We start from the raw sequence: 20,587 nt of genomic DNA, 5'->3' as shown, positions 1-20,587 counted from the left end.
AGTCTTGAAGCAACAACAGATAGAGAATGCCTAGTAACACCAATTGACCGACTTGCGAGAGCATTAATAGGGTAGATAGGTTAAATCGATCGGATATCGCTGGAAATATAATACTGCTGCTCATTCGTGCAATGACACTTACTAGAGGAACGTCAACGGATGAATAGCTCAATGCAATCGAATTTTATCGCCTTCTTGCAGCGGAGCACTGCTTTTATAAATGATTGGTTGATACTCCATTAAACCATCTACTGCTGATCCGGATTCATTTGAATCGATGATCGTAATATTGGATTGTCTAACAAAAAAACTGTTGCCCAGCGGCCCGTTTTTTTCCTCAACGATTAATACGTACCTTTTATCTCCTTCTTTGTGGATTGCATCATTAGGAACAATCATGACATCACTCATCGTTTTGATTAACTGAGTTTCAGCCTGCTCCCCACCCTTCAAGTCTTTATCTTCAATAGTGATAACTAGTTGCTTCATCGCTTTGTAAATCGTTGTGTTTCCACCTTTTCCTGGTTCACTAAGCGGTTCAGTATCTTTAATATCCTCGATTATTCCCTCGACTTGTCTGGCATTACTGCCTCCTATTCGAACAAACAGCGTTGCTCTCTTTTCCAAATCAGCAACTAATGAAGCAGGAGCCGCAAACTGGAACTCGAAACCTAGTTTGACATTCGCGATAATGACATCAGATTTCCCTTCGCTTGGTCCAAGTCCTTCCACCGCGTTGACCTTCGTAACGATTCCGTCAAAAGGAGCCATCAATTGGCCATTTTCTCGCAAATCCTCCTGGAGTCTCTGAACTTTCCGTGCTTGAGCATCGATATCTATACCGGTCAATTTCATATCGTGTTTAGCTTTTGCGATTGCTTTCTCATCGCCACTTTTCGAAGCTTCCTTATAACTATTTTGTTGATCTTCTAACGCAACCTTTAATCTACTCAGACTTGTCTGCTCATCCTCTATCTGATGCTGGATAGTCTGTTGATTATAAACAACAAGCACTGTCCCCTTTTTAACAGATTGGCCTTCCTTAGCATGGACCTTCTCAACTTTGCCTCCCGCAGTGCCCGTTAAAGCCGCTTCCTCTCTCCACTTCACAGTTCCCATACCTTGAAAAGTATGATGCAGTTCCCCTCTTCCCGGTGTTGCAACTACAACCTTAGGTAACGTTAACGCCATTAGAGTATTACTGAACAACGTAAATGCAACGAGTAGCAACACAAATATGCTAAAGAAGATGCGAATTCTCCTTTTGCGTCCAGATACTGTTTCACTGGCAGGTTGCATTTCCATTCATATCCCCCCGTAATTAAATTAGCCTTTAACCCCTGATAGCTGAATGCCCTGTACAAAATAAGACTCGGCATACAAATACAACATCACCATTGGAGTCATGTATAAAACGGATGCAGCAAATGCGACTCCCCTTGCTTCTTGATTAATGTACGACAAATACAGCGACAACGGTTGTTTAAATGTATCCTCAAGAAAAATAAGCGGCTGCTCGACCATATTCCAATTATCAACGAACAATAGAACGACGAGCGCAGCAATGCCTGGCTGAACAAGCGGAACAATAATTTGATAAAAAATTCTCAAATGACCTGCCCCATCTATTTTGGCTGCTTCTATATAAGAAGTCGGAATATGCATCACGAACTGACGGAGCATAAATACTCCGAAAGCACTGAATATACCAGGAAGTATAATTGCTGAAGTTGTATTCATAAGACCGAGCTTATCAGCAATGATGTAATTGGGTACAAGTGTCACTTGAAATGGCATAAGCATAGTTAATACATATAGAATGAACAACTTTTCTCGCCCCGGAAACCTCAATTTTGCAAACGCATAGGAAGCTAATGACGCAACCAGCACTTGAAAAGCAATAATAGGTACAACCATAAACACAGAATTCCATAACATGTGGAGAAACACAGGTTTGTGAATGAGCACCTCCGCATATTGACGGAAAGACATCCAATCAGGAAGCAGCTTTACATTGATAAATCTGTCCTTTTCCCCTGCTTCAATATCGATCAATTTGCCAATGAGTTGATAGTTATACTGGATTTCGGCCTCCGTCATAAATGAGCTCACAACCGTGATTACAATTGGTAACAGCATCATAATCGCTAGCCCACCCACAATTAGCGATAGCGTAAGTTTATGAATGAAAGTCACTTTTCCCACCACCCTGCCTATTCCATGGAATCCCTAAAACGTCGTTCAACAGCTAACATGATCATTACAAAAACAAGAATGCAGCCTACCATCAACACAGCAGCAGCGGTAAGCTTCTGAACATCAAGAGAGAGAAACATGTTATTCATATAATGTTGCAGCATATAGATACGATCATGTGGATAATCGCCTGCAATCAGATACGTTTCTCGAAATACTTTGAATGAATTAATAATTGAAATCAGAAAAACAAATACCATCGTCGGAGTCAAATAAACAAGTGTAATATGGAGCCATTTATGAAAACTGCTCGCTCCTTCGATATCTGCGGTTTCATAGTAATCCTTAGGAATACTCTGTAACCCTGCTAGAAATAAAATGATGTTATACCCAATATTTTTCCACGTATATACGATAGCCAACACGCCAATCGACCACTCCGACTTCATCCAATCTATTCTTGCCAAATTGAAGTGCTGCAACCATACATTTAAGGTGCCATTCCAGTCAAATAATATTTGCCAGATCATTACGATAGATGCTACCGGTACGACAAGCGGCAATACAAAAGCAGTTTGCAGCCAGTTCCTAAGAAATAACCGTTTGTTTAATAACTGAGCAAGCAACAACGACAACACGATCATAATCGGCACACTTACGCTCGTGAACAGAAACGTATTTGATGCTGCTCTGCGGAAAGAAGAACTTGCAAGCAACGCTTCGTAATTATCAAACCCAACAAATGAACCATCTACCGTACTATCCTGGAATGAATAAATAAATCCCATGCCGAACGGGATGAGGTAGAAGATAGAAAAACCGATCAAGCTCGGTGCCAGAAACAGAACTGCTACCACCCAGTCTTTACGCAGCTTGCCCATCATGCTGCTCAAAAAACGATTGCCTATCACCTTTAAACCTCCTTCATCATTTCCGGAAGAGAAGAAAACGAACAACCCTGTACTTATTGTGCAGGGTTCATCCCTCATTGCTTTCCTATTCGTTTAATACAGTGGTCACTCTGTTTTGAATAAGCTCTGCCACCTCTTCGGGTGATTTTTGCCCAGTGAAATAAGCATCGGACTCTTCTGTTATGATTTCATTAATTTTAGATTCCTTAAATTGAACAGGATGCTTCGCGTTGTTCAGCATTTTTTCCAATTCGTCGATGTCCTCTTGTGTAATGTCATATATGACTCCCTTTAACGGCCCGAACGGCTGAGGAGACTCCACCTTGCCATCTTTCAATGCTTGTTCGGCAGCTAAAGCGTAAGACTTTTTATTTATTGGGAAGCCCCAGCTATTTGCTTCATTCGTCAGCTCTTCAGACATTAAAAATTTTAAGAAGTGCCATGCCTCTTCCTTAACTGTAGACTTCGCATTAATACCTATTGTTTGGAATGTTCTAAATTGACCGCCTGCTTCCTTTCCACTTCCATTTGGTCTTAAGTAAAATTTAGACTTATGCTTATATTTATCCTCTTTAAACTGACTCTGCTTTAGAGCAATTACATAATCCGGGGGGGACATAATGTGAGTATCACTAAAAATAGTCTTATTCGCTTCGGAATCAATTACTTTCTCATCCACTAAACGTTTTACTTCCTTAAGCAAACCGATAAAAGCAGCGGATTCAAAATTTGCCTTTCCGCTTTCCTGATCTACAAACGTGGCATATTGGTCGTTCACAAATTCACTAACAAGTTTACTATTTTTAAAATCAGATGTCCTTATTCCGGCTATTCCACCTACAGATAACCCCGATATTTCACCCTCCACTGTTTTGCTAATTTCCTTCGTTACATTGGCGAAATGGCTCCAATTCCAGTTTTTATCGTCGACTTTTACGTTGCTGTTCTCGATTATCGTTTCATTACCAATAAGCCCGTAGAGGAAAACTTTCATTGGCATTCCGTATATACCGCCATTTACTTTGATTCCTTCAAAAATATTAGTGAAATAGTCGTCCTTGTGAAAGGTATCGTCCTTATCCATCATGTCTCCCAAATTGGCAAGCAGCTTTTTGTTTACATAGCTCTCGGTTGGCAATGAATCCATCTCTAGCAGATCAGGTCCTTTACCCGATAACATAGCGGTTCCTGTCGTCTTCCGGTACTTTTCCAGCATAGCTTCACCATTTGCATCAGTAAATTCAACATAGTCAACATCGATGGTGATATGAGGGTACTTTGCTTCATATTTCTTCTTTGCTGCTAAGAGGAAACCTTCACGACCAAATGTTGAAATGACGATCGTTTTTTTCTCCGTGTTATTCTTCTTGCCATCCTTTCCGTCTTTAGCTTGCGTTGTTCCACTTCCGTCTGTCCCTGCTGAAGTGTTCTCTTTTCCTTCTGTAGGTGTATTGGGCCCTCCGTTACCATTACTTGAGTTGCTGCAAGCAGTAACGATGACCATAACAATTACCATTAAAACAACGATTGATTGTTTCATGATTGTGTTCCTTTCTTCGTACGATCTGATTTTTTAGGGCTCCATCCACTATTCATTTAATACAGTGGTCACTCTGTTTTGAATAAGCTTGGCCACCGCTTCGGGTGATTTTTGCCCAGTCAAATATGCATAGGATTCTTCTGTTATGATTTCATTAATTTTAGATTCCTTAAATTGCACAGGATACTTCGCGTTGTTCAGCATTTTTTCCAATTCGTCGATGTCCTCTTGTGTAAGGTCATATATGACTCCTTTTAACGGCCCGAACGGCTGATCAGACTTCACCTTGCCTTTTTTTAATGCATTTTCGGCAACTAAAGCGTAAGACTTTTTATTTATTGGGAAGCCCCCGCTACTTACTTCATTCGTCAGCTCTTCAGACATTAAAAATTTCAAGAAGTGCCATGCCTCTTCCTTAACTTTAGACTTCGCATTAATACCTATTGTTTGGAATGTTCTAAATTGACCGCCTGCTTCCTTTCCACTTCCATTTGGTTTTAAGTAAAATTTAGACTTATGCTTATATTTATCCTCGTAAAACTGACTCTCCTTCAGAGCAATTACATATTGCCCAGGGGATATAATGTGAGTCTTACTAAAAATAAAATTTTTCGCTTCTCGATCAATTACTTTCTCATCCACTAAACGTTTTACTTCCTTAAGCAAATCGATAAAAGCAGGGGATTCAAAATTTGCCTTTCCACTTTCCTGATCTACAAACGTGGCATATTGGTCGTTCACAAATTCACTAACAAATTCACTAATTTTAAAATCAGCATCAATTATACCTACAGATAACCCCGATGCTCCACCGTCCACTGTTTTGCTAATTTCCTTCGTTACATTGGCGAAATGGCTCCAATTCCAGTTTTTATCGTCGACTTTTACGTTGCTGTTTTCGATTATCGTTTCATTACCAATAAGCCCGTAGAGGAAAACTTTCATTGGCATTCCGTATATACCGCCATTTACTTTGATTCCTTCAAAAATATTAGTGAAATAGTCGTCCTTGTGAAAGGTATCGTCCTTATCCATCATGTCTCCCAAATTGGCAAGCAGCTTTTTGTTTACATAGCTCTCGGTTGGCAATGAATCCATCTCTAGCAGATCAGGTCCTTTACCCGATAACATAGCGGTTCCTGTCGTCTTCCGGTACTTTTCCAGCATAGCTTCACCATTTGCATCAGTATGTTCAACATAGTCAACATCGATGGTGATATGAGGATACTTTGCTTCATATTTCTTCTTTGCTGCTAAGAGGAAACCTTCTTTACCAAAGGTTGAAACGACGATCGTTTTTTTCTCCGTGTTATTCTTCTTGCCATCCTTTTCGTCTTTAGCCGGCGTTGTTCCACTTCCGTCTGTCCCTGCTGAAGTGTTCTCTTTTCCTTCTGTAGGTGTATCGGGCCCACCGTTACCATTACTTGAGTTGCTGCAAGCAGTAACGATGACCATAACAATTACCATTAAAACAACGATTGATTGTTTCATGTTTGTGTTCCTTTCTTCGTACGATCTGATTTTATAGGGCTCCATCCACTATTCATTTAATACAGTGGTCACTCTGTTTTGAATAAGCTTGGCCACCTCTTCGGGTGATTTTTGCCCAGTCAAATATGCATAGGATTCTTCTGTTATGATTTCATTAATTTTAGATTCCTTAAATTGTACAGGATACTTCGCGTTGTTCAGCATTTTTTCCAATTCGTCGATATCCTCTTGTGTAATGTCATATATGACTCCTTTTAACGGTCCGATCGGCTGAGGAGACTCCACCTTGCCCTCTTTCAATATTTTTTCGGCAGCTAAAGCGTAAGACTTTTTATTTATTGGGAAGCCCCAGCCATTTACTTCATTCGTCAGCTCTTCAGACATTAAAAATTTCAAGAAGTGCCATGCCTCTTCCTTAACTTTAGACTTCGCATTGATACCTATCGTTTGGAATGTTCTAAATTGACCGCCTGCTTCCTTTCCACTTCCATTTGGTTTTAAGTACAATTTAGACTTAAACTTATATTTATCCTCGATAAACTGACTCTGCTTCATCTCAATTACATAGTCCGGGGGGGACATAATTATAGTGTTACTAAAAATATATTTTTTCGCTTCTCGATCAATTACTTTCTCATCCACTAAACGTTTTACTTCCTTAAGCAAATCGATAAAAGCAGGGGATTCAAAATTTGCCTTTCCACTTTCCTGATCTACAAACGTGGCATATTGGTCGTTCACAAATTGACTAACAAATTCACTAATTTTAAAATCAGCAGAATTTATATTTACAAATAATCCCGATGTTCCACCGTCCACTGTTTTGCTAATTTCCTTCGTTACATTGGCGAACTGGCTCCAATCCCAGTTTTTATCGTCGACTTTTACGTTGCTGTTTTCGATTATCGTTTCATTACCTTTAAGCCCGTAGAGGAAAACTTTCATTGGCATTCCGTATATACCGCCATTTACTTTGATTCCTTCAAAAATATTAGTGAAATAGTCGTCCTTGTGAAAGGTATCGTCCTTATCCATCATGTCTCCCAAATTGGCAAGCAGCTTTTTGTTTACATAGTTCTCAGTTGGCAATTGATCCATCTCTAGCAGATCAGGTCCTTTACCCGATAACATAGCTGTTCCTATCGTCTTCCGGTACTTTTCCCGCATAGCTTCACCATTTGCATCAGTAAATTCAACATAGTCAACATCGATGGTGATATGAGGATACTTTTCTTCATATTTCTTCTTTGCTGCTAGGAGGAAACGTTCTTGAACAAAGGTTGAAACGACGATCGTTTTTTTCTCCGTGTTATTCTGCTTGCCATCACTTCCGTCTTTAGCCGGCGTTGTTCCACTTCCGTCTGTCCCTGCTGAAGTGTTCTCTTTTCCTTCTGTAGGTGTATCGGGCCCACCGTTACCATTACTTGAGTTGCTGCAAGCAGTAACGATGACCATGACAATTACCATTAAAACAACGATTGATTGTTTCATGTTTGTGTTCCTTTCTTCGTACGATCTGATTTTATAGGACTTCATCCACTATTCATTTAATACAGTGGTCACTCTGTTTTGAATAAGCTTGGCTACCTCTTCGGGCGATTTTTGCCCTTTAAAATAACCTTCGGACTCTTCGATTATGATTTCATTAATTTTAGATTCCTTGAATTGTACGGGATACTTCGCATGCGTCAGAAATTTATTCAGATCGTCAATGTCCGCTTGCGTGATCTCATATATGATTCCTTTTAACGGACCATCCCAATGATTAGACTCCACCGTTCCCTTCCTCAACGCCTCCGCAACGATCCATGCGTAAGACTTTTTGTTTAAAGGGAAGCCGGAACGGCTTGCTTTATCCTTCATCTCATCAGATAACATAAACTTCAGAAAGTGCCATGCCTCTTCCTTTACTTCGGACTTCTCATTAAGGCCGACCGTTTGGTAAGTTCTAAAATAGCCGCCTGATTGTCGTCCGCCTGCATTCGGTTTTAAATACAGCTTTGACTTGTGTTCAGAGTTATCGGGGTAAAACTGACTCTGCTTCATCTCACGTACATAGTCAGCGGGCGAGTTAATATGCTGTACTCGAAAAATAGGTACTCCGCCCTCACTATCAATAATCTTCTCATCCTGCAAATGTTTGACTTCCTTGAGCAAATCGGTAAAAGCAGTAGACTCAAAGCTTGCCTTGCCATTTTCCTGACTTACAAACGTTGCATATTGGTCGTTAACTAATTCACTCACCATATATTCAGGTGTAGTTCTAGCTAGCCCCATTGAATCGTTGTTTATTTTCTGCAAAATTCCCTTTGTTACGTTGGCAAATTCGCTCCAATTCCAATTGTTGTCGTCGATCTTCACGCCGCTCTTCTCGATCAATGTTTCATTCCCAATAAGTCCATAGACGAAAAACCCCATTGGAATGCCGTACAATCCGCCATTCACTTTAATTCCTTCAAAAATATTATTGAAATAATCGTCCTTGTGAAAGGTGTCATCCTTATCCATCATGTCGCCTAAATTAGCTAGTAGCTTTTTGTTTACATAGCTCTCTGTTGGCAATTGATCCATCTCTATCAGATCAGGTCCGTTACCCGATAACATAGCCGTTCCTATCGACTTCTCATATTTCGCAAGCTTAGCTTCGAAATTCGCATCCGTTGAATCAACTGATTGTACATCGATTGTTATATGAGGGTACTTAGCTTCATATCTCTTCTTACCCTCTTTGAAGAAATCTTCGTGAAAGAAGCTAGAGATAACGATCGTTTTTTTCTCCGCTGACGTCTTCCCTTGTCCCTCGCTAAATATATTTGTTTCTTCCACATTGCTATTACTCGGTTTACTGCACGCAGTAACAATGACCATAACCATTACCATTAAAATAACAATCGACTTTTTCATCGTTGCTCCTCCTTTCTCGCACATGCTGACTCTTCGTTCCACTACTGCGTTCTATCAGTATAAGGAGGAGATATATGATAAGTTAGATAAAGTTGTATTGAAGTTGTAAAAGATATTTACCTGAATATGACAAAAAAGCTAATCGCGATGGCGATTAGCTTTTTTCTGTAGCTTTATTAAAAAGCCCTGTATAACAACCCTGTTTATCTCCACACGCAACACGCATTATAGTAAACAAGGAAAGCCATAACATCCTTACTGAAACCGACAACTTTTTGGTCCCTCACATTAACTTCAACAATATACTTCAGCTCATTGCTGTCAATGCTGTCATAGTACAACATCACTTTATTTGTCCATCTGGTAAACTCATCCCGTTTAGATAGATCGGACAATGAGTAGTCTCCCTTCTTCTCAATAAACGCATTAGCTATCTCGTTAACTTTATCCTGATCTACTTCGTCATAGCTCAGATTGCTCGTAACAATTTCTAGCTTAATAACTTGTAAAACATCCCCCTCTTTCGCATTAAGTACAATTTTATAAACTTCTCTTGGGTCAGACTGCTTGGTTATCGTTACAAAATACAAACCATTAACAATCGGCTCTAAATAGGCTTCATATTTTCTCATCACTTGAGGTAATACTGCACTCAATTCTCCCTCAGGAACTCTTCCGTTTTCTGTTTCTATAAGAAAATCCTTTAAGCTACTCTGATCAATAAGCAACAGCTCATACTGGATGTCTTCCATCGTTATATTCTCGTCTAAATATGTCTTCACCGCATTAAGACTTAATGTTTTTATTGCAACTTGAGAGAGTACGCCTTCATATTCAATTTCATTCACAGTCTCTTCCTTCGTTATTTTCTTTACCATTACATTGTCTTTCGGAATCCGATCAATCATTCCTGTGCATCCTGTCATAACAATCATAAATACGACACTTAACATCACAACAATAAGCCTGTTCAATTCCCACTCCCTCCCAACCTATCGAAAGGAGCAAACAAAACTTCCATACCGATTTCATCCTTTGCATTCATATAAACACCTTCCGAGAAACACGCAACACTAATTATAGTAACTAAGGAAAGCCATAACATCCTTACGGAAACCGACAACTTTTTGGTCCCTCACATTAACTTCAACAACATACTTCAGCTCATTGCTGTCAATGCTGTCATAGTACAACTTCACTTTATTTCCCCATCTGGTATACCCATCCCGTTTAAATAGATCGGACAATGAGTAGTCTCCCATCTTCTCAATAAACGCAATAGCTATCTCGTTAACTTTATCCTGATCTACTTCGTCATAGCTCAGACTGATCCCAACAATTTCTTCCTTGGTTACTTTTAAAATATCCCCATCTTTGGCATTCAGCACAATTTCATAAACTTCTCTTGGGTCAGACTGCTTAGTAAGCGTTGCAAAATACAAACCATTAGCAATCGGCTCTAAATAGGATTCATATTTTTCCATCCCTTGAGGGATTGCTACAGGAGTGGAATTACTTCTCGATTCTCCCCTGGGAATTAATTCAAAATTCGCTCCTCTCAGCAAATCCTTCAAGCTGCTCTGATCAATAAGCAACAACTCATACTGGAGATCTTCCATCGCTATATTCTCGTCTAAATATGTCTTCACCGCATTAATACTTAATGTTTTTATTGCAACTTGAGAGAGTACGCCTTCATATTCAATTTCATTCACAGTCTCTTCCTTCGTTATTTTCTTTACCATTACATTGTCTTTCGGAATCCGATCAAACATTCCTGCGCATCCTGTCATAACGATCATACATACGACACTTAACATCACAACAATAAGCCTGTTCAATTCTCAATCCCTCCCATCGTATGGATAGGAGCGAACAATACTTCCATTGTTGTCCCTTCACCTTCGGTACTCTTTATCCTAATAACGGCGTTATGAATATTTGCAATGCTTTGGCATATTGAAAGACCAAGCCCTGCACCATTCCTGCTTCTCGTTCGAGATTTGTCCGCCATGTAGAATGGTTCAAATAGGTTAGGCTGATGCTCCTTTGCAATACCAATCCCTTGATCAATAACTTCAAGGCTGCAAATATCACCGGACCATGTCGTCCGCAGCGTAATAATTCCTCCCTCGTCAGACGCTTTGATCGCATTATCCACTAGATTAGAAATTAGCACCTTGACCAAATCCCGCTCTAATTGAAGTTCACCCTGCCCGTATTCAAAGAAAATTTCCACTTGCTTTTCCTTAGCCATCATAGTAAGTGAAGGTCGCATCTCTGTAATGATGACTCCCAAATCGTGCCACTCCATCTGGAAATTGTCACCTTGCATCATAATCAGATTCATCAGCTTTAAAGACAATGACTCTAATCGCTTTCCTTCCGAATAAATAACATTCAGACCGTCCAGAAACAATTCTTCACTATATTTCGTTGTCCTCATAAAATTAGCATAGGCAATAATAGAAGTAAGCGGAGTCTTCAATTCATGTGTGAAATGGTTAATAAATCGCTGCTTTTCTTCATTGTTCCGCTCTAGATGGGTAATCTTGTCCTCGACTACGCCAGCCATAACATTAAAGTTGTGAGCCATCATACCGATTTCATCCTTTGAATTCAGATGAACACGTTCCGAGAAGTTACCCTTTGCAATAACTTGAGCCGTCCTGCTTAACTGTTCAATCGATCTTGTCAGTCTGCGACTAACAAAAAACATAAATAACATAAAGACGATACAAGCCGCCACATCCACTTTTACAAAAAACTGATATTGATCTAAACGGTCTTGATAGACGGATGTTACGTCCACCATGTAAGTAAATAAATAACTCTTCCCGTTAATATCTGCAAGATTTGATGTAAACAATATGGTGCGTGCATCAATATCCCGCAGCACATAATTAATTTGATCCATACTCATTCCATCCAGTTCCGAACGTTTATCCGGCAATTGAAAATCCATATTGCTAAAGACTTCCTGACCCTTCTCATTACGAACATCCAAATAAACACCCGGATTTTTGTTAACAAAATCATTGGAAATTCTCGTAAGCACCGTTTTCTCATAATCAATCGAATCATAGATACGGAAAATCGGCAAAATCGCATCGACGGTAGATTGAATACTCATATTTTGACTCAGTGCGCTGTTTATTTCACCTTGGAGCATTCGAGTATGGCTTCGCTCAATGACCATAATGGAAGCAGCATTAAAAACGATAACGAATCCTAAAATAGAGAAGACATAAATTTTTTGCCAAAACTTCATCTCCTCAATCCTCCAACCTATAACCGAGCTTGTAAATCGTTTTAATGTGTTCTTGCAGCTCTAGCTTCTTACGCAGCGTTTTAATATGCATATCAACCGTTCTCGTTTCCCCGTAGTAATCGCCGCCCCATACTTTATCGATGAATTGCTCTCTGGATAATGCAATGTTCTTATTTTTCATAAGAATGACAAGCAAATCATATTCCTTAGGCGTTAGCTCTACTGTTTCTCCATGCTTGGTTACTTCCCGTTTGTCCAAATCGACAGACACATACCTGAATGCCAGCACTCGTTCTTCCTTGCCATATCTTCGAAGTACCGTCTCTATTCTAGCTAACAGTTCTATCGCTTCGAAGGGCTTCACCATATAATCGTCTGCTCCTAGCTTTAATCCATTCACTTTATCGTAAACCGAATTTTTTGCCGTCAAAAAAATAACTGGAGTATTGTAAGGCTTGATTCGTTCCATCAATGCAAATCCATCCAACTTCGGTATCATAACATCTAGCAAAATGAGATCGAACTTTTCCTGTTGCAATAGCGCAAGCGCAGCTTCACCATCGTAAACCTCTATCGTCTCGTAGCTCACGATATTGAGATTCATTTTAATGATTTTGGATATATGAATGTCGTCCTCAACAATCAAAATCTTTTTGCTCATTCTCAGAATCTCCTAACATAAATGATAGTTATTACCTTAATGCTACGATAACGAAGCCAAAGTAGAAAAGCAACCGCTTATGAGTATAATCTAGGACAGGTGTAGTCAACTCCACTTTTGTTACGCAAAGCTTTATTCGGAAAATACTAATTTCTCATTCATTGCATATTCGAAAATTTATGTAATACACTTGTTAATTAAGCTGACATTTAATTGAGGTGATAATGAAAAAAAATCTCTGCTAATTTAAAAACAAGTATGGGTTTTGAAAAAGAAGGTGATTTTCACAATAAAACGGTGATTTTTTGCTTTTTTTCATGTAGCAAGGTTTTTGAATTTTATGTTTTTTAAGTAAATTTCATCTATGTAACAAGTTATGTCAGATTTATTCATTCTTTTTTATAAATCTTCCACAAGAAAAGAGGAGAATCTTTGAGCATTTTCCGCTATTCCAAAGTACTCGGCCTATCATTAACCTTCGCCTTAACGGTTGGTTTATTGCAGCCCGCCGCTGCATTCGCAACAACCGCTTCCACTAACCCTACCTTTGAATTTACAGGACTTGAACAACTAGGCCTCTCCAAAAAAACACCTTCCACTATTTCACCAGCCATTGATACAGCATCTGCCGATATTATCCATGTACTCGTACAGCTTAGCGGTCAACCCCTTGCTGTAGCTCAATATGCAGCAAGTCAAGGATTACAGGCAGTTGACGAGATCGCAACTAAACAAACGGTATACAATGAGCAGCAAGCAGTGCTCGGCGAAGCATTACATAATGGCATCGATTTAAATGTAGAGCGCTGGTTCGATACTGTCTTTAATGGAGCAGAAATTGCAATACCCGCAAACCAAATCCCACAATTAGCTCAGGTTCCTGGTGTAACAGCTATCGTGGAAAATCGCCACTATTATTCTGAACCCGAACCAGCAATAGATGGATCTCTAGCCCCTTTCTATGACAGCGCTCCTCTAGATTTAATGGGAGTACCCGATGCATGGGCGCTAGGCTTAACAGGCAAGGGGCTAAAAGTCGGTGTGTTAGATACCGGAGTAGACTATTACCACCCTGACTTGAAAGATGCCTACAAAGGAGGTGCTGATCCGAGATTCAGTGATAATGATCCTTACGAAGATCTGCCTGTCTCGATAGAAGATGACCCTCTCAAGCTAGGTTACAATGGCTCCAGTCATGGCACCCATGTTGCAGGTACAATTGTCGGACGATACCAAAACACCAACTCGGAATTCTCACAAAAAGGTGTTGCGTATGAAGCTGACCTGTATGCCTATAAAGTGTTAGGGCGTGATAGCCAAAATAGAGCGACAGGCACTTCTGCTCAAGTCGTTGCAGGTATTGAGCTCGCCGTGAAAGCTGGATTAGACGTTTTAAACTTATCTCTCGGCTCGGATCTGAATAAAAACCCGCATGCAATTGAAACCATTGCGATTAATAATGCCGTATTAGCGGGTACAGTTGTCGTAGTTGCCAACGGCAATGCCGCTGATGATGCAGGAGCTCCTTATTATTACTCAATGGGAACACCGGCCAATTCCCAGTTAGCGATTTCCGTAGGCGCTACTTCAGTGGCTACAGATGTCTATCAAGCAAATGCTTCACCCTCACTCCCTGGCTTTGGTCCATACAGATTTTTAATAGAAGCTTTTGGGACGGGCGATAACAATTTTCCACAAATATTTGGAACCGACCCACACGAGGTCGTTTATGCATCACTAGGACGCGAATCAGATTATGACGGATTAAACGTTGAAAATAAAATAGTTATCGTATCAAGGGGAGTTATCCCATTTGTAGATAAAGAAAAATTTGCTCGTCTTAACAGGGCAAAAGCAGTTATTGTTTTCAATGGAAATGCTAAAAAAGAAAACAATGTGGATGTAGCTGATTTATCCGAATCAATTGCTGGGCGTGACGGTCACTTTGATGTCTATTTAGGAGATAATCCTGGTGGAATTCCCGTATTCGATATGCGGGGCGATGAAGGCCGCAAGCTGATTAGTGCGAGCCTCTCTCAACCTGACCATCCTCTCACAATAACATTCGGAACAGATTATACGATTGCAAAAAGCGTTGCAGAGGATGTTGGGACTTTTAGCTCTAGAGGACCAACAATGGACGGTCGTTACTTAATCAAGCCAGATGTATCAGCACCAGGCGTTGCTATTTTGTCGACTATACCCGGCTTTAAACCAGATGCAGACTTCGCTAATGCTTATGGCCGAAATACGGGAACAAGCATGGCAACACCACATGTGAGCGGTTTAGCCCTTTTGCTTCAACAGAAATATCCCGATTGGTCTCCGTTTGATATTAAGGCTGCATTAGCCAATACATCGGTTGATATCTACAATACGAGCGGAACACTATACGATGTGTATTCTCAAGGATCTGGCCGTGCTAGCTTAAGCAATGCACTGAAAACACCTGCATTGCTGCAAACAGTAGAAAGTCTAACCATCCAGGATGCGAAACTGAACAATCAAACGATTAATTATTACGGCAGCAATTACAGCTTTGGTTTGATGGCACCAGGGGATGCCGCCAAAACCGTTTCACTTCAGTTAAAGAATATTTCCGATCAGGAAGTTACCTATACCGCCAAAATAAACTTGCATAATAATGTAACGTCAGATCCGCTCAATCCTATCGCAACACCTGATTCTTCCCAGTTAAATGTTACTTTATCGGGACTAGATAGCAACGGACAACTGAAAGCTTCCGCCAAGTCCTCACAGCCTTTTGTGCTGCAATTAGCGCCAAAATCCACAGCAGCCACTGGTGTCTATGAAGGGGAAATATTGCTTGAAAGTGCTGGACAGCCAACACTTCAACTACCATTTGCAGTGCATATTGGCACCAAGCCTCCTGGCTCGGGCTTCGCTGTACAGCAGGCACAAGTAACGCCAAGCAAAATTACTCCTAATGGTGATGGTCAAGATGATTCGGGAACTGTGTCATTCCAATATAATAAACCACAATTAGCAGCTAACCATGCGACAACAATTGGATTTGATTTAATCGACAGTAACGAAGACTATATAGGAAGCCTCGGAGCCTATTCACGGAAGGACGATGAACCACTCGAATCGGGTACGATCGAATTAAAAGGACTATTGACTGGAAAATACTACGTATTAGACGATTCAGGAAAACCGATCGAAAAAATGTTGACCGAAGGTACTTATCAAATCATTCCTTATGCTTACAACATCAACAAAACGACAGATCAGATTAACGTAGTTGGCTTCTCGTATGCATCATTCCATATCAGTTTCCCGACACCAATAACTACATCTCCACCAGTATATGTGACTGGACCAATTGCTCCGGTGACTACATCAACGACAACTCCTTCACTAAAAGCTGTTGTCAACCAAGGGCAAGCGCTAAAACATATTAATGCCGCATCTCAAACAGAGGGTAATACAGTTAACCTATCTATAAATTCAAATGATTTAAAATCACTGCTTACACCTAATGTGACAACTGCCGTAATTGTGGGCGTCCCATCAAGCACTAATAAACAAACTAAGCTGAAATTGTCAGGAGAACAGGTTGCTGCGCTCTCAACTGCCGCATCAGGATCGTCCATTATTTTCAGTGTGGGAGATGCTGCGCTTTCGTTGCCAACAGAGTTATTGAGCAAAGCACCTAAAGGAGCAGCAATTCATTTTGTCATTGGTGCTGCAACAGACAAGGCAGCCTTATTTACTGATGACGACAAATCCGTTAAACTTCACGGTTCCCCTATTCTGTTTGATGCGTTTTATGTAACGGAAGCAGGAGCACAGCCGATTAACACGGATGGAAAATTAATTACGCGGGCATTTACCGTAAAATCTAAAGATGATTTATCCCTTGCGGGAGTTCTGTTTCATACGGACGGCAAACTATCTGCTGCACCTTCCCAATTGGTCAGTAATAACGATGGTACTTGGACAGCTATCGTTGCAAGACCGGGCTTCTCCGAATATGCAGTATTGACAAGAGAGGTTCACTTCACCGACTTATCTAATTCTTGGGCAGGGGACCAAATCAAATCATTAACAAGCAAATTTTTGCTGAATGGTACAACTGCTACTACATTCTCACCAAAACAAACGATAACCCGTGCTGAGTTTACAGCAATGTTGGTGCGCACTTTAGGAATTACGGGCTCCGGTAAGTCGTCGTTTACAGATGTAAACGCAACTGACTGGTTTGCTGCCGATGTATCTGCTGCTTATGAAGCTGGGTTAGTTAGCGGAAAAGGTGACGGATCATTCCAACCACAACAACAAATTAGCCGTCAAGATTTAGCGATTATGTTAGATAAAGCAACCAAATATGTTCAAATCCCTATAAAAACTGGACCTCTAAATGAACCATATGCTGATTCTTCCTCTATCGCTGCATATGCACAGGAAAGTGTGAAACGTCTTTCTACTCTCGGTTTGATACAAGGCTCTGGCAATGAAGGCTCTAAAGTATTTAACCCTCTACAACCAACAACTCGTGAATCAGCCGCCAAAGTTATTCATACTCTGCTTAAGCTTGGTGGTTTGATTTAATTTTTGAAGTAAATTTCAGCGAAAAAGGCGAATTCCATTCCATACGGACTGGGCATTCGCCTTATTTATGTATCATTCTAGTTATTATTATGTATGTGTATGGTCTTACATCATTTGAATTTTGATTTTTATGATGCTTGTTCTCTTTGTCATACTGATGTAACACGAGAGCACTATGATGATCTTACTCATAAAGAAGTAAGACATCGGAGGTATCATGAATTCGAAACCGATTTGCCGGAGAACATTTTTGAAAAAAAGTATGGGATGGGGTCTTGGTCTAGCGAGTGCAGCAAGTTTATCTGGTGCATATTCACGTTGGATAGAGCCTAACTGGATTGATATGACTGACGTCGAGGTGAAGATAACTAATTTGCCTCGCTCGTTTGACCAATTTCGAATCGTTCATTTCAGCGATTTACATCTTGGGGTTCATTCAGATTCAGAGCATTTAATAGCGCTAATGGAACAAATTCAGAGATTAAAGCCTGATCTTATTTGTTTTACTGGAGATTTGCTCGATCATTCTACAAGTTATATAGCAGAAGCTGTATCACTGCTTTCTCGGCTGCAAGCACCGTATGGACAATATGCCGTATTAGGAAATCATGATGCATTTGGGAATCGGCGGTCAGTTACAAGAGGATTATCACAAGCAGGCTTTCATGTCCTTCATAATGAGCATGTTCCGTTAACCAAAGGTAGTGATAGCCTATATATAGCTGGGATAGATGATCCTTGGGTCGGTAAACCCAACATTGATCAAGCATTGCTTCATATCCCGCAAGATGCTTGTACGATACTGCTTGCTCATGAGCCTGACTTTGCTGATGAATATAGCAGGCTCCCCATTGATCTTCAATTGTCTGGACATAGTCATGGCGGACAAGTACAGATTCCCTTTATTGGGCCTTTATATACGCCTCCATACGGAAGCAAATATTCACAAGGTCTTTATCAAATACCCGACAGCCGACTACAAGTGTACACGACACGTGGCATTGGCACATCTCGCATGCCCATACGCTTTCATTGCCGCCCCGAACTGACCGTTATTACGTTGAAAAGATAAACTATGACGGAAACAATTTTCATACTGCTTGTTCACATAAATATTAATAATGAACCATGCTTGAGTAACTAATAGATATTCAAGGCATGGTTCGGGAATTAGTAAATATCGTCCTTAGAGTTCACAATATCTATCAGCCCCAAGTCTAACAGTATTATACAAATTAAACTTAAAAGTCTATACTTTTGGTTAAGTATATACTGTTCTTCTTGATGATTAAAAATAAATAAGTTAGTATCTGAAAAATGATCTAAATCATATTGGGAAACACCAAGCTGTTTTAAAGCAAGCTCCATTTCTGTAACTGCCCTTATCACAGTTTCCTCTGTAATCTTACTTTGATTGATCTTCTTATCTTCTAAATATTTACTTAGTTCTTTGCCTGTTTCAAATGACAATTGAAATGAGTTTTCGATGAAATTTGAAGCAACAAAGCTCTCTACGCATGGGTAGCTCAGTAATAATAAACCTTGTCTACTAAAACCATTATTTTCTCTTGAGCTACTTAAGGACCTAATTAATTCTCTTATAAAAAGAGGATCGGTATTTGAATTAACATCTCTATCAAAAATATAAAAAATTGCAGCACGATCAACTGGAAAGTGATACTCTTCAATTAACTTCTCAAACATCAAGTCCAAAAATCCATCTGTTTCATCAATAAATGAGATGGCGGATTCTTTTGTATTAATGACCCTTCCACAATTAGCAACACTTTTCCTATATTTTTATCTCTATTGATCTTAATCAATTTCATCATCTCTGTAGTCTGGAATTCCTCCAAAAACACCACCTGTATACATCTTCTCAAGGTTCTGAGCTAATCGTGGCTGTTCTGTAGAAAATCTCTTTAGTGCACTTCCTTCAATTCCATTAAAATCTACAGCGTAAATCTGATCAGGTCTCAGAAGTGAATTAGAAAGTAAATTGGTAGAATGAGATACTATGAAGAGCTGTGAGTTCTTTGAATTTTTCATAAAATATTTGATAAGTAGTTCTTCTAAAAAATTATGTAGACCACTGCTGAACTCATCAACAACCAACATTCCTCCATTTCTAACTACATAAAAGAATGAAGGCAGTAATCTTAACAACTTTTGATTTCCAAGTGATTCCCATGGAAAAGGTATAGGCTCACCAACCCCTTCACGCTTAAAGAATATATCCTTTTCCTCAATGGATTCTATCCTCGTGATGTTTCCAGAACTAGCATTTGAATATTCAATTCTCTGATTAAAATTAAATTGTTTGAAGAAGTGATTGATTTCGTCAGCTCCTTCATTTTCAAGATATTCTTTTATACCTAAATTCAATTTGCCAGGAGAAAAAAAAGTTTCTTTGTATCCATCCATGTAAACAGAATGCATTAAAAACTCGAACCATTGTTTTAAGATTGGCTGATTTCGAAACTTAGTATTAAAGTAAATTTCTCTTAGGAGTAATGTGTTTTCGTCAATATCATTATATATTTTATTATCAGTTATCTCTGATTTAGCACTCTTACCAACTCGATTTAGAACGTTTCTGTCTTGAATATATAGCATCTCAACAAGACTGCTCTTAGCAACTTCATACTCTATGTAATATTTAATTGTTGTATTAGAAAATTCAAATTCATATTCTAAACTCAATGATTCATCTGAAGAAAATAAACACCTTTGAACGCTTAGGTTGATTTTTCTTTCGGCAAACAATAGATCAAATAGTAATTTGACTGCACGAATTACATTTGTTTTGCCTGATGCGTTAGCTCCTACAAAGAAAGCTCCTTTTAGTGTATTATTGTACGTGTTTTTTTCAGATAACACTTTATACCCCGTCGCACATAAGTCCACTATTGTCTTATTTTTAAATGACAAATAATTTTTCATCGTTATTTTTTTTAACATCAGATTGCACTCCTTTCTTTAATTAGCATACCTTACTGCGTAAAAAATATACAACAAAAAATATTATGTCGTAATTT

General features: G+C 39.5%; 15 protein-coding genes. 2 read left to right on the top strand and 13 right to left on the bottom strand.

Features of this window, described 5'->3' with window-relative positions; all coding sequences use genetic code 11:
• Positions 1 to 168: 168 nt before the first annotated feature.
• The 11 genes from MFF31_RS09005 to MFF31_RS08955 all read right to left on the bottom strand — a co-directional run bounded on the left by MFF31_RS09005 (position 169) and on the right by MFF31_RS08955 (position 12,974).
• Positions 169 to 1,305, bottom strand: a complete 1,137-nt coding sequence (locus MFF31_RS09005) for an efflux RND transporter periplasmic adaptor subunit (RefSeq protein ID WP_238187686.1) — start codon at positions 1,303 to 1,305, stop codon at positions 169 to 171.
• Between the two features lie 21 nt (positions 1,306 to 1,326).
• Entirely contained in the window at positions 1,327 to 2,142 is an 816-nt protein-coding gene (locus tag MFF31_RS09000) for a carbohydrate ABC transporter permease (RefSeq protein ID WP_238188540.1), read from the bottom strand.
• Positions 2,143 to 2,213: 71 nt separating this feature from the next.
• Positions 2,214 to 3,080, bottom strand: coding sequence for a carbohydrate ABC transporter permease (locus MFF31_RS08995; RefSeq protein ID WP_238188539.1), 867 nt, complete (start codon positions 3,078 to 3,080; stop codon positions 2,214 to 2,216).
• A 112-nt stretch (positions 3,081 to 3,192) separates the two neighbouring features.
• On the bottom strand, positions 3,193 to 4,647 hold the full coding sequence (locus tag MFF31_RS08990) for an ABC transporter substrate-binding protein (protein WP_238187685.1): 1,455 nt from the start codon (positions 4,645 to 4,647) through the stop codon (positions 3,193 to 3,195).
• A gap of 48 nt (positions 4,648 to 4,695) precedes the next feature.
• Positions 4,696 to 6,138 carry an ABC transporter substrate-binding protein gene (locus tag MFF31_RS08985; RefSeq protein WP_238187684.1) on the bottom strand — a complete coding sequence of 481 codons (1,443 nt, stop codon included), beginning with the start codon at positions 6,136 to 6,138 and terminating at the stop codon, positions 4,696 to 4,698.
• 48 nt (positions 6,139 to 6,186) lie between these two features.
• Positions 6,187 to 7,629 carry an ABC transporter substrate-binding protein gene (locus tag MFF31_RS08980; RefSeq protein WP_238187683.1) on the bottom strand — a complete coding sequence of 481 codons (1,443 nt, stop codon included), beginning with the start codon at positions 7,627 to 7,629 and terminating at the stop codon, positions 6,187 to 6,189.
• Positions 7,630 to 7,677: 48 nt separating this feature from the next.
• Positions 7,678 to 9,042 (bottom strand): ABC transporter substrate-binding protein, encoded by a 1,365-nt coding sequence (locus MFF31_RS08975; protein WP_238187682.1) that lies wholly within the window; start codon positions 9,040 to 9,042, stop codon positions 7,678 to 7,680.
• 203 nt (positions 9,043 to 9,245) lie between these two features.
• The gene (locus MFF31_RS08970; protein ID WP_238187681.1) at positions 9,246 to 10,016 is read right to left on the bottom strand and encodes a hypothetical protein; all 771 of its coding nucleotides are present in this window, start codon (positions 10,014 to 10,016) and stop codon (positions 9,246 to 9,248) included.
• Positions 10,017 to 10,115: 99 nt separating this feature from the next.
• On the bottom strand, positions 10,116 to 10,883 hold the full coding sequence (locus MFF31_RS08965) for a hypothetical protein (protein ID WP_238187680.1): 768 nt from the start codon (positions 10,881 to 10,883) through the stop codon (positions 10,116 to 10,118).
• Complete coding sequence (locus MFF31_RS08960; RefSeq protein ID WP_238187679.1) at positions 10,880 to 12,313, bottom strand: sensor histidine kinase; 1,434 nt, start codon at positions 12,311 to 12,313, stop codon at positions 10,880 to 10,882. The genes MFF31_RS08965 and MFF31_RS08960 overlap by 4 nt, the downstream gene beginning before the upstream one ends.
• Before the next feature lie 4 nt (positions 12,314 to 12,317).
• The gene (locus MFF31_RS08955) at positions 12,318 to 12,974 is read right to left on the bottom strand and encodes a response regulator transcription factor (protein WP_238187678.1); all 657 of its coding nucleotides are present in this window, start codon (positions 12,972 to 12,974) and stop codon (positions 12,318 to 12,320) included.
• 432 nt (positions 12,975 to 13,406) lie between these two features.
• Here MFF31_RS08955 and MFF31_RS08950 point away from each other — a divergent pair, with 432 nt between their 5' ends.
• Together MFF31_RS08950 and MFF31_RS08945 are read left to right on the top strand one after the other, a co-directional pair.
• Complete coding sequence (locus MFF31_RS08950) at positions 13,407 to 17,549, top strand: S8 family serine peptidase (RefSeq protein ID WP_282570436.1); 4,143 nt, start codon at positions 13,407 to 13,409, stop codon at positions 17,547 to 17,549.
• Positions 17,550 to 17,766: 217 nt separating this feature from the next.
• Complete coding sequence (locus tag MFF31_RS08945; RefSeq protein WP_248565434.1) at positions 17,767 to 18,621, top strand: metallophosphoesterase; 855 nt, start codon at positions 17,767 to 17,769, stop codon at positions 18,619 to 18,621.
• Positions 18,622 to 18,719: 98 nt separating this feature from the next.
• Here the strand turns inward: MFF31_RS08945 and MFF31_RS08940 are convergent, their stop codons facing one another.
• Both MFF31_RS08940 and MFF31_RS08935 read right to left on the bottom strand, forming a co-directional pair.
• Entirely contained in the window at positions 18,720 to 19,253 is a 534-nt protein-coding gene (locus MFF31_RS08940) for a hypothetical protein (protein ID WP_238187676.1), read from the bottom strand.
• A gap of 111 nt (positions 19,254 to 19,364) precedes the next feature.
• Positions 19,365 to 20,510 (bottom strand): AAA family ATPase, encoded by a 1,146-nt coding sequence (locus MFF31_RS08935; RefSeq protein WP_238187675.1) that lies wholly within the window; start codon positions 20,508 to 20,510, stop codon positions 19,365 to 19,367.
• Positions 20,511 to 20,587: the final 77 nt, after the last annotated feature.

The sequence above is a fragment of the Paenibacillus sp. L3-i20 genome (assembly GCF_022180385.2).
In the GTDB taxonomy this organism is placed as follows: Bacteria; Bacillota; Bacilli; order Paenibacillales; family Paenibacillaceae; genus Pristimantibacillus.
This window is presented reverse-complemented; position numbering and strand designations above follow the sequence as displayed.

What these genes read in the sequence shown, in the direction of transcription:
- MFF31_RS08990 (WP_238187685.1), bottom strand. Translation starts at nt 4,647, where the DNA reads ATGAAACAATCAATCGTTGTTTTAATGGTAATTGTTATGGTCATCGTT.
- MFF31_RS08945 (WP_248565434.1), top strand. Translation starts at nt 17,767, where the DNA reads ATGAATTCGAAACCGATTTGCCGGAGAACATTTTTGAAAAAAAGTATG.
- MFF31_RS08940 (WP_238187676.1), bottom strand. Translation starts at nt 19,253, where the DNA reads ATGTTTGAGAAGTTAATTGAAGAGTATCACTTTCCAGTTGATCGTGCT.
- MFF31_RS09000 (WP_238188540.1), bottom strand. Translation starts at nt 2,142, where the DNA reads ATGATGCTGTTACCAATTGTAATCACGGTTGTGAGCTCATTTATGACG.
- MFF31_RS08980 (WP_238187683.1), bottom strand. Translation starts at nt 7,629, where the DNA reads ATGAAACAATCAATCGTTGTTTTAATGGTAATTGTCATGGTCATCGTT.
- MFF31_RS08985 (WP_238187684.1), bottom strand. Translation starts at nt 6,138, where the DNA reads ATGAAACAATCAATCGTTGTTTTAATGGTAATTGTTATGGTCATCGTT.
- MFF31_RS08960 (WP_238187679.1), bottom strand. Translation starts at nt 12,313, where the DNA reads ATGAAGTTTTGGCAAAAAATTTATGTCTTCTCTATTTTAGGATTCGTT.
- MFF31_RS08955 (WP_238187678.1), bottom strand. Translation starts at nt 12,974, where the DNA reads ATGAGCAAAAAGATTTTGATTGTTGAGGACGACATTCATATATCCAAA.
- MFF31_RS09005 (WP_238187686.1), bottom strand. Translation starts at nt 1,305, where the DNA reads ATGGAAATGCAACCTGCCAGTGAAACAGTATCTGGACGCAAAAGGAGA.
- MFF31_RS08935 (WP_238187675.1), bottom strand. Translation starts at nt 20,510, where the DNA reads ATGTTAAAAAAAATAACGATGAAAAATTATTTGTCATTTAAAAATAAG.
- MFF31_RS08995 (WP_238188539.1), bottom strand. Translation starts at nt 3,080, where the DNA reads ATGATGGGCAAGCTGCGTAAAGACTGGGTGGTAGCAGTTCTGTTTCTG.
- MFF31_RS08975 (WP_238187682.1), bottom strand. Translation starts at nt 9,042, where the DNA reads ATGAAAAAGTCGATTGTTATTTTAATGGTAATGGTTATGGTCATTGTT.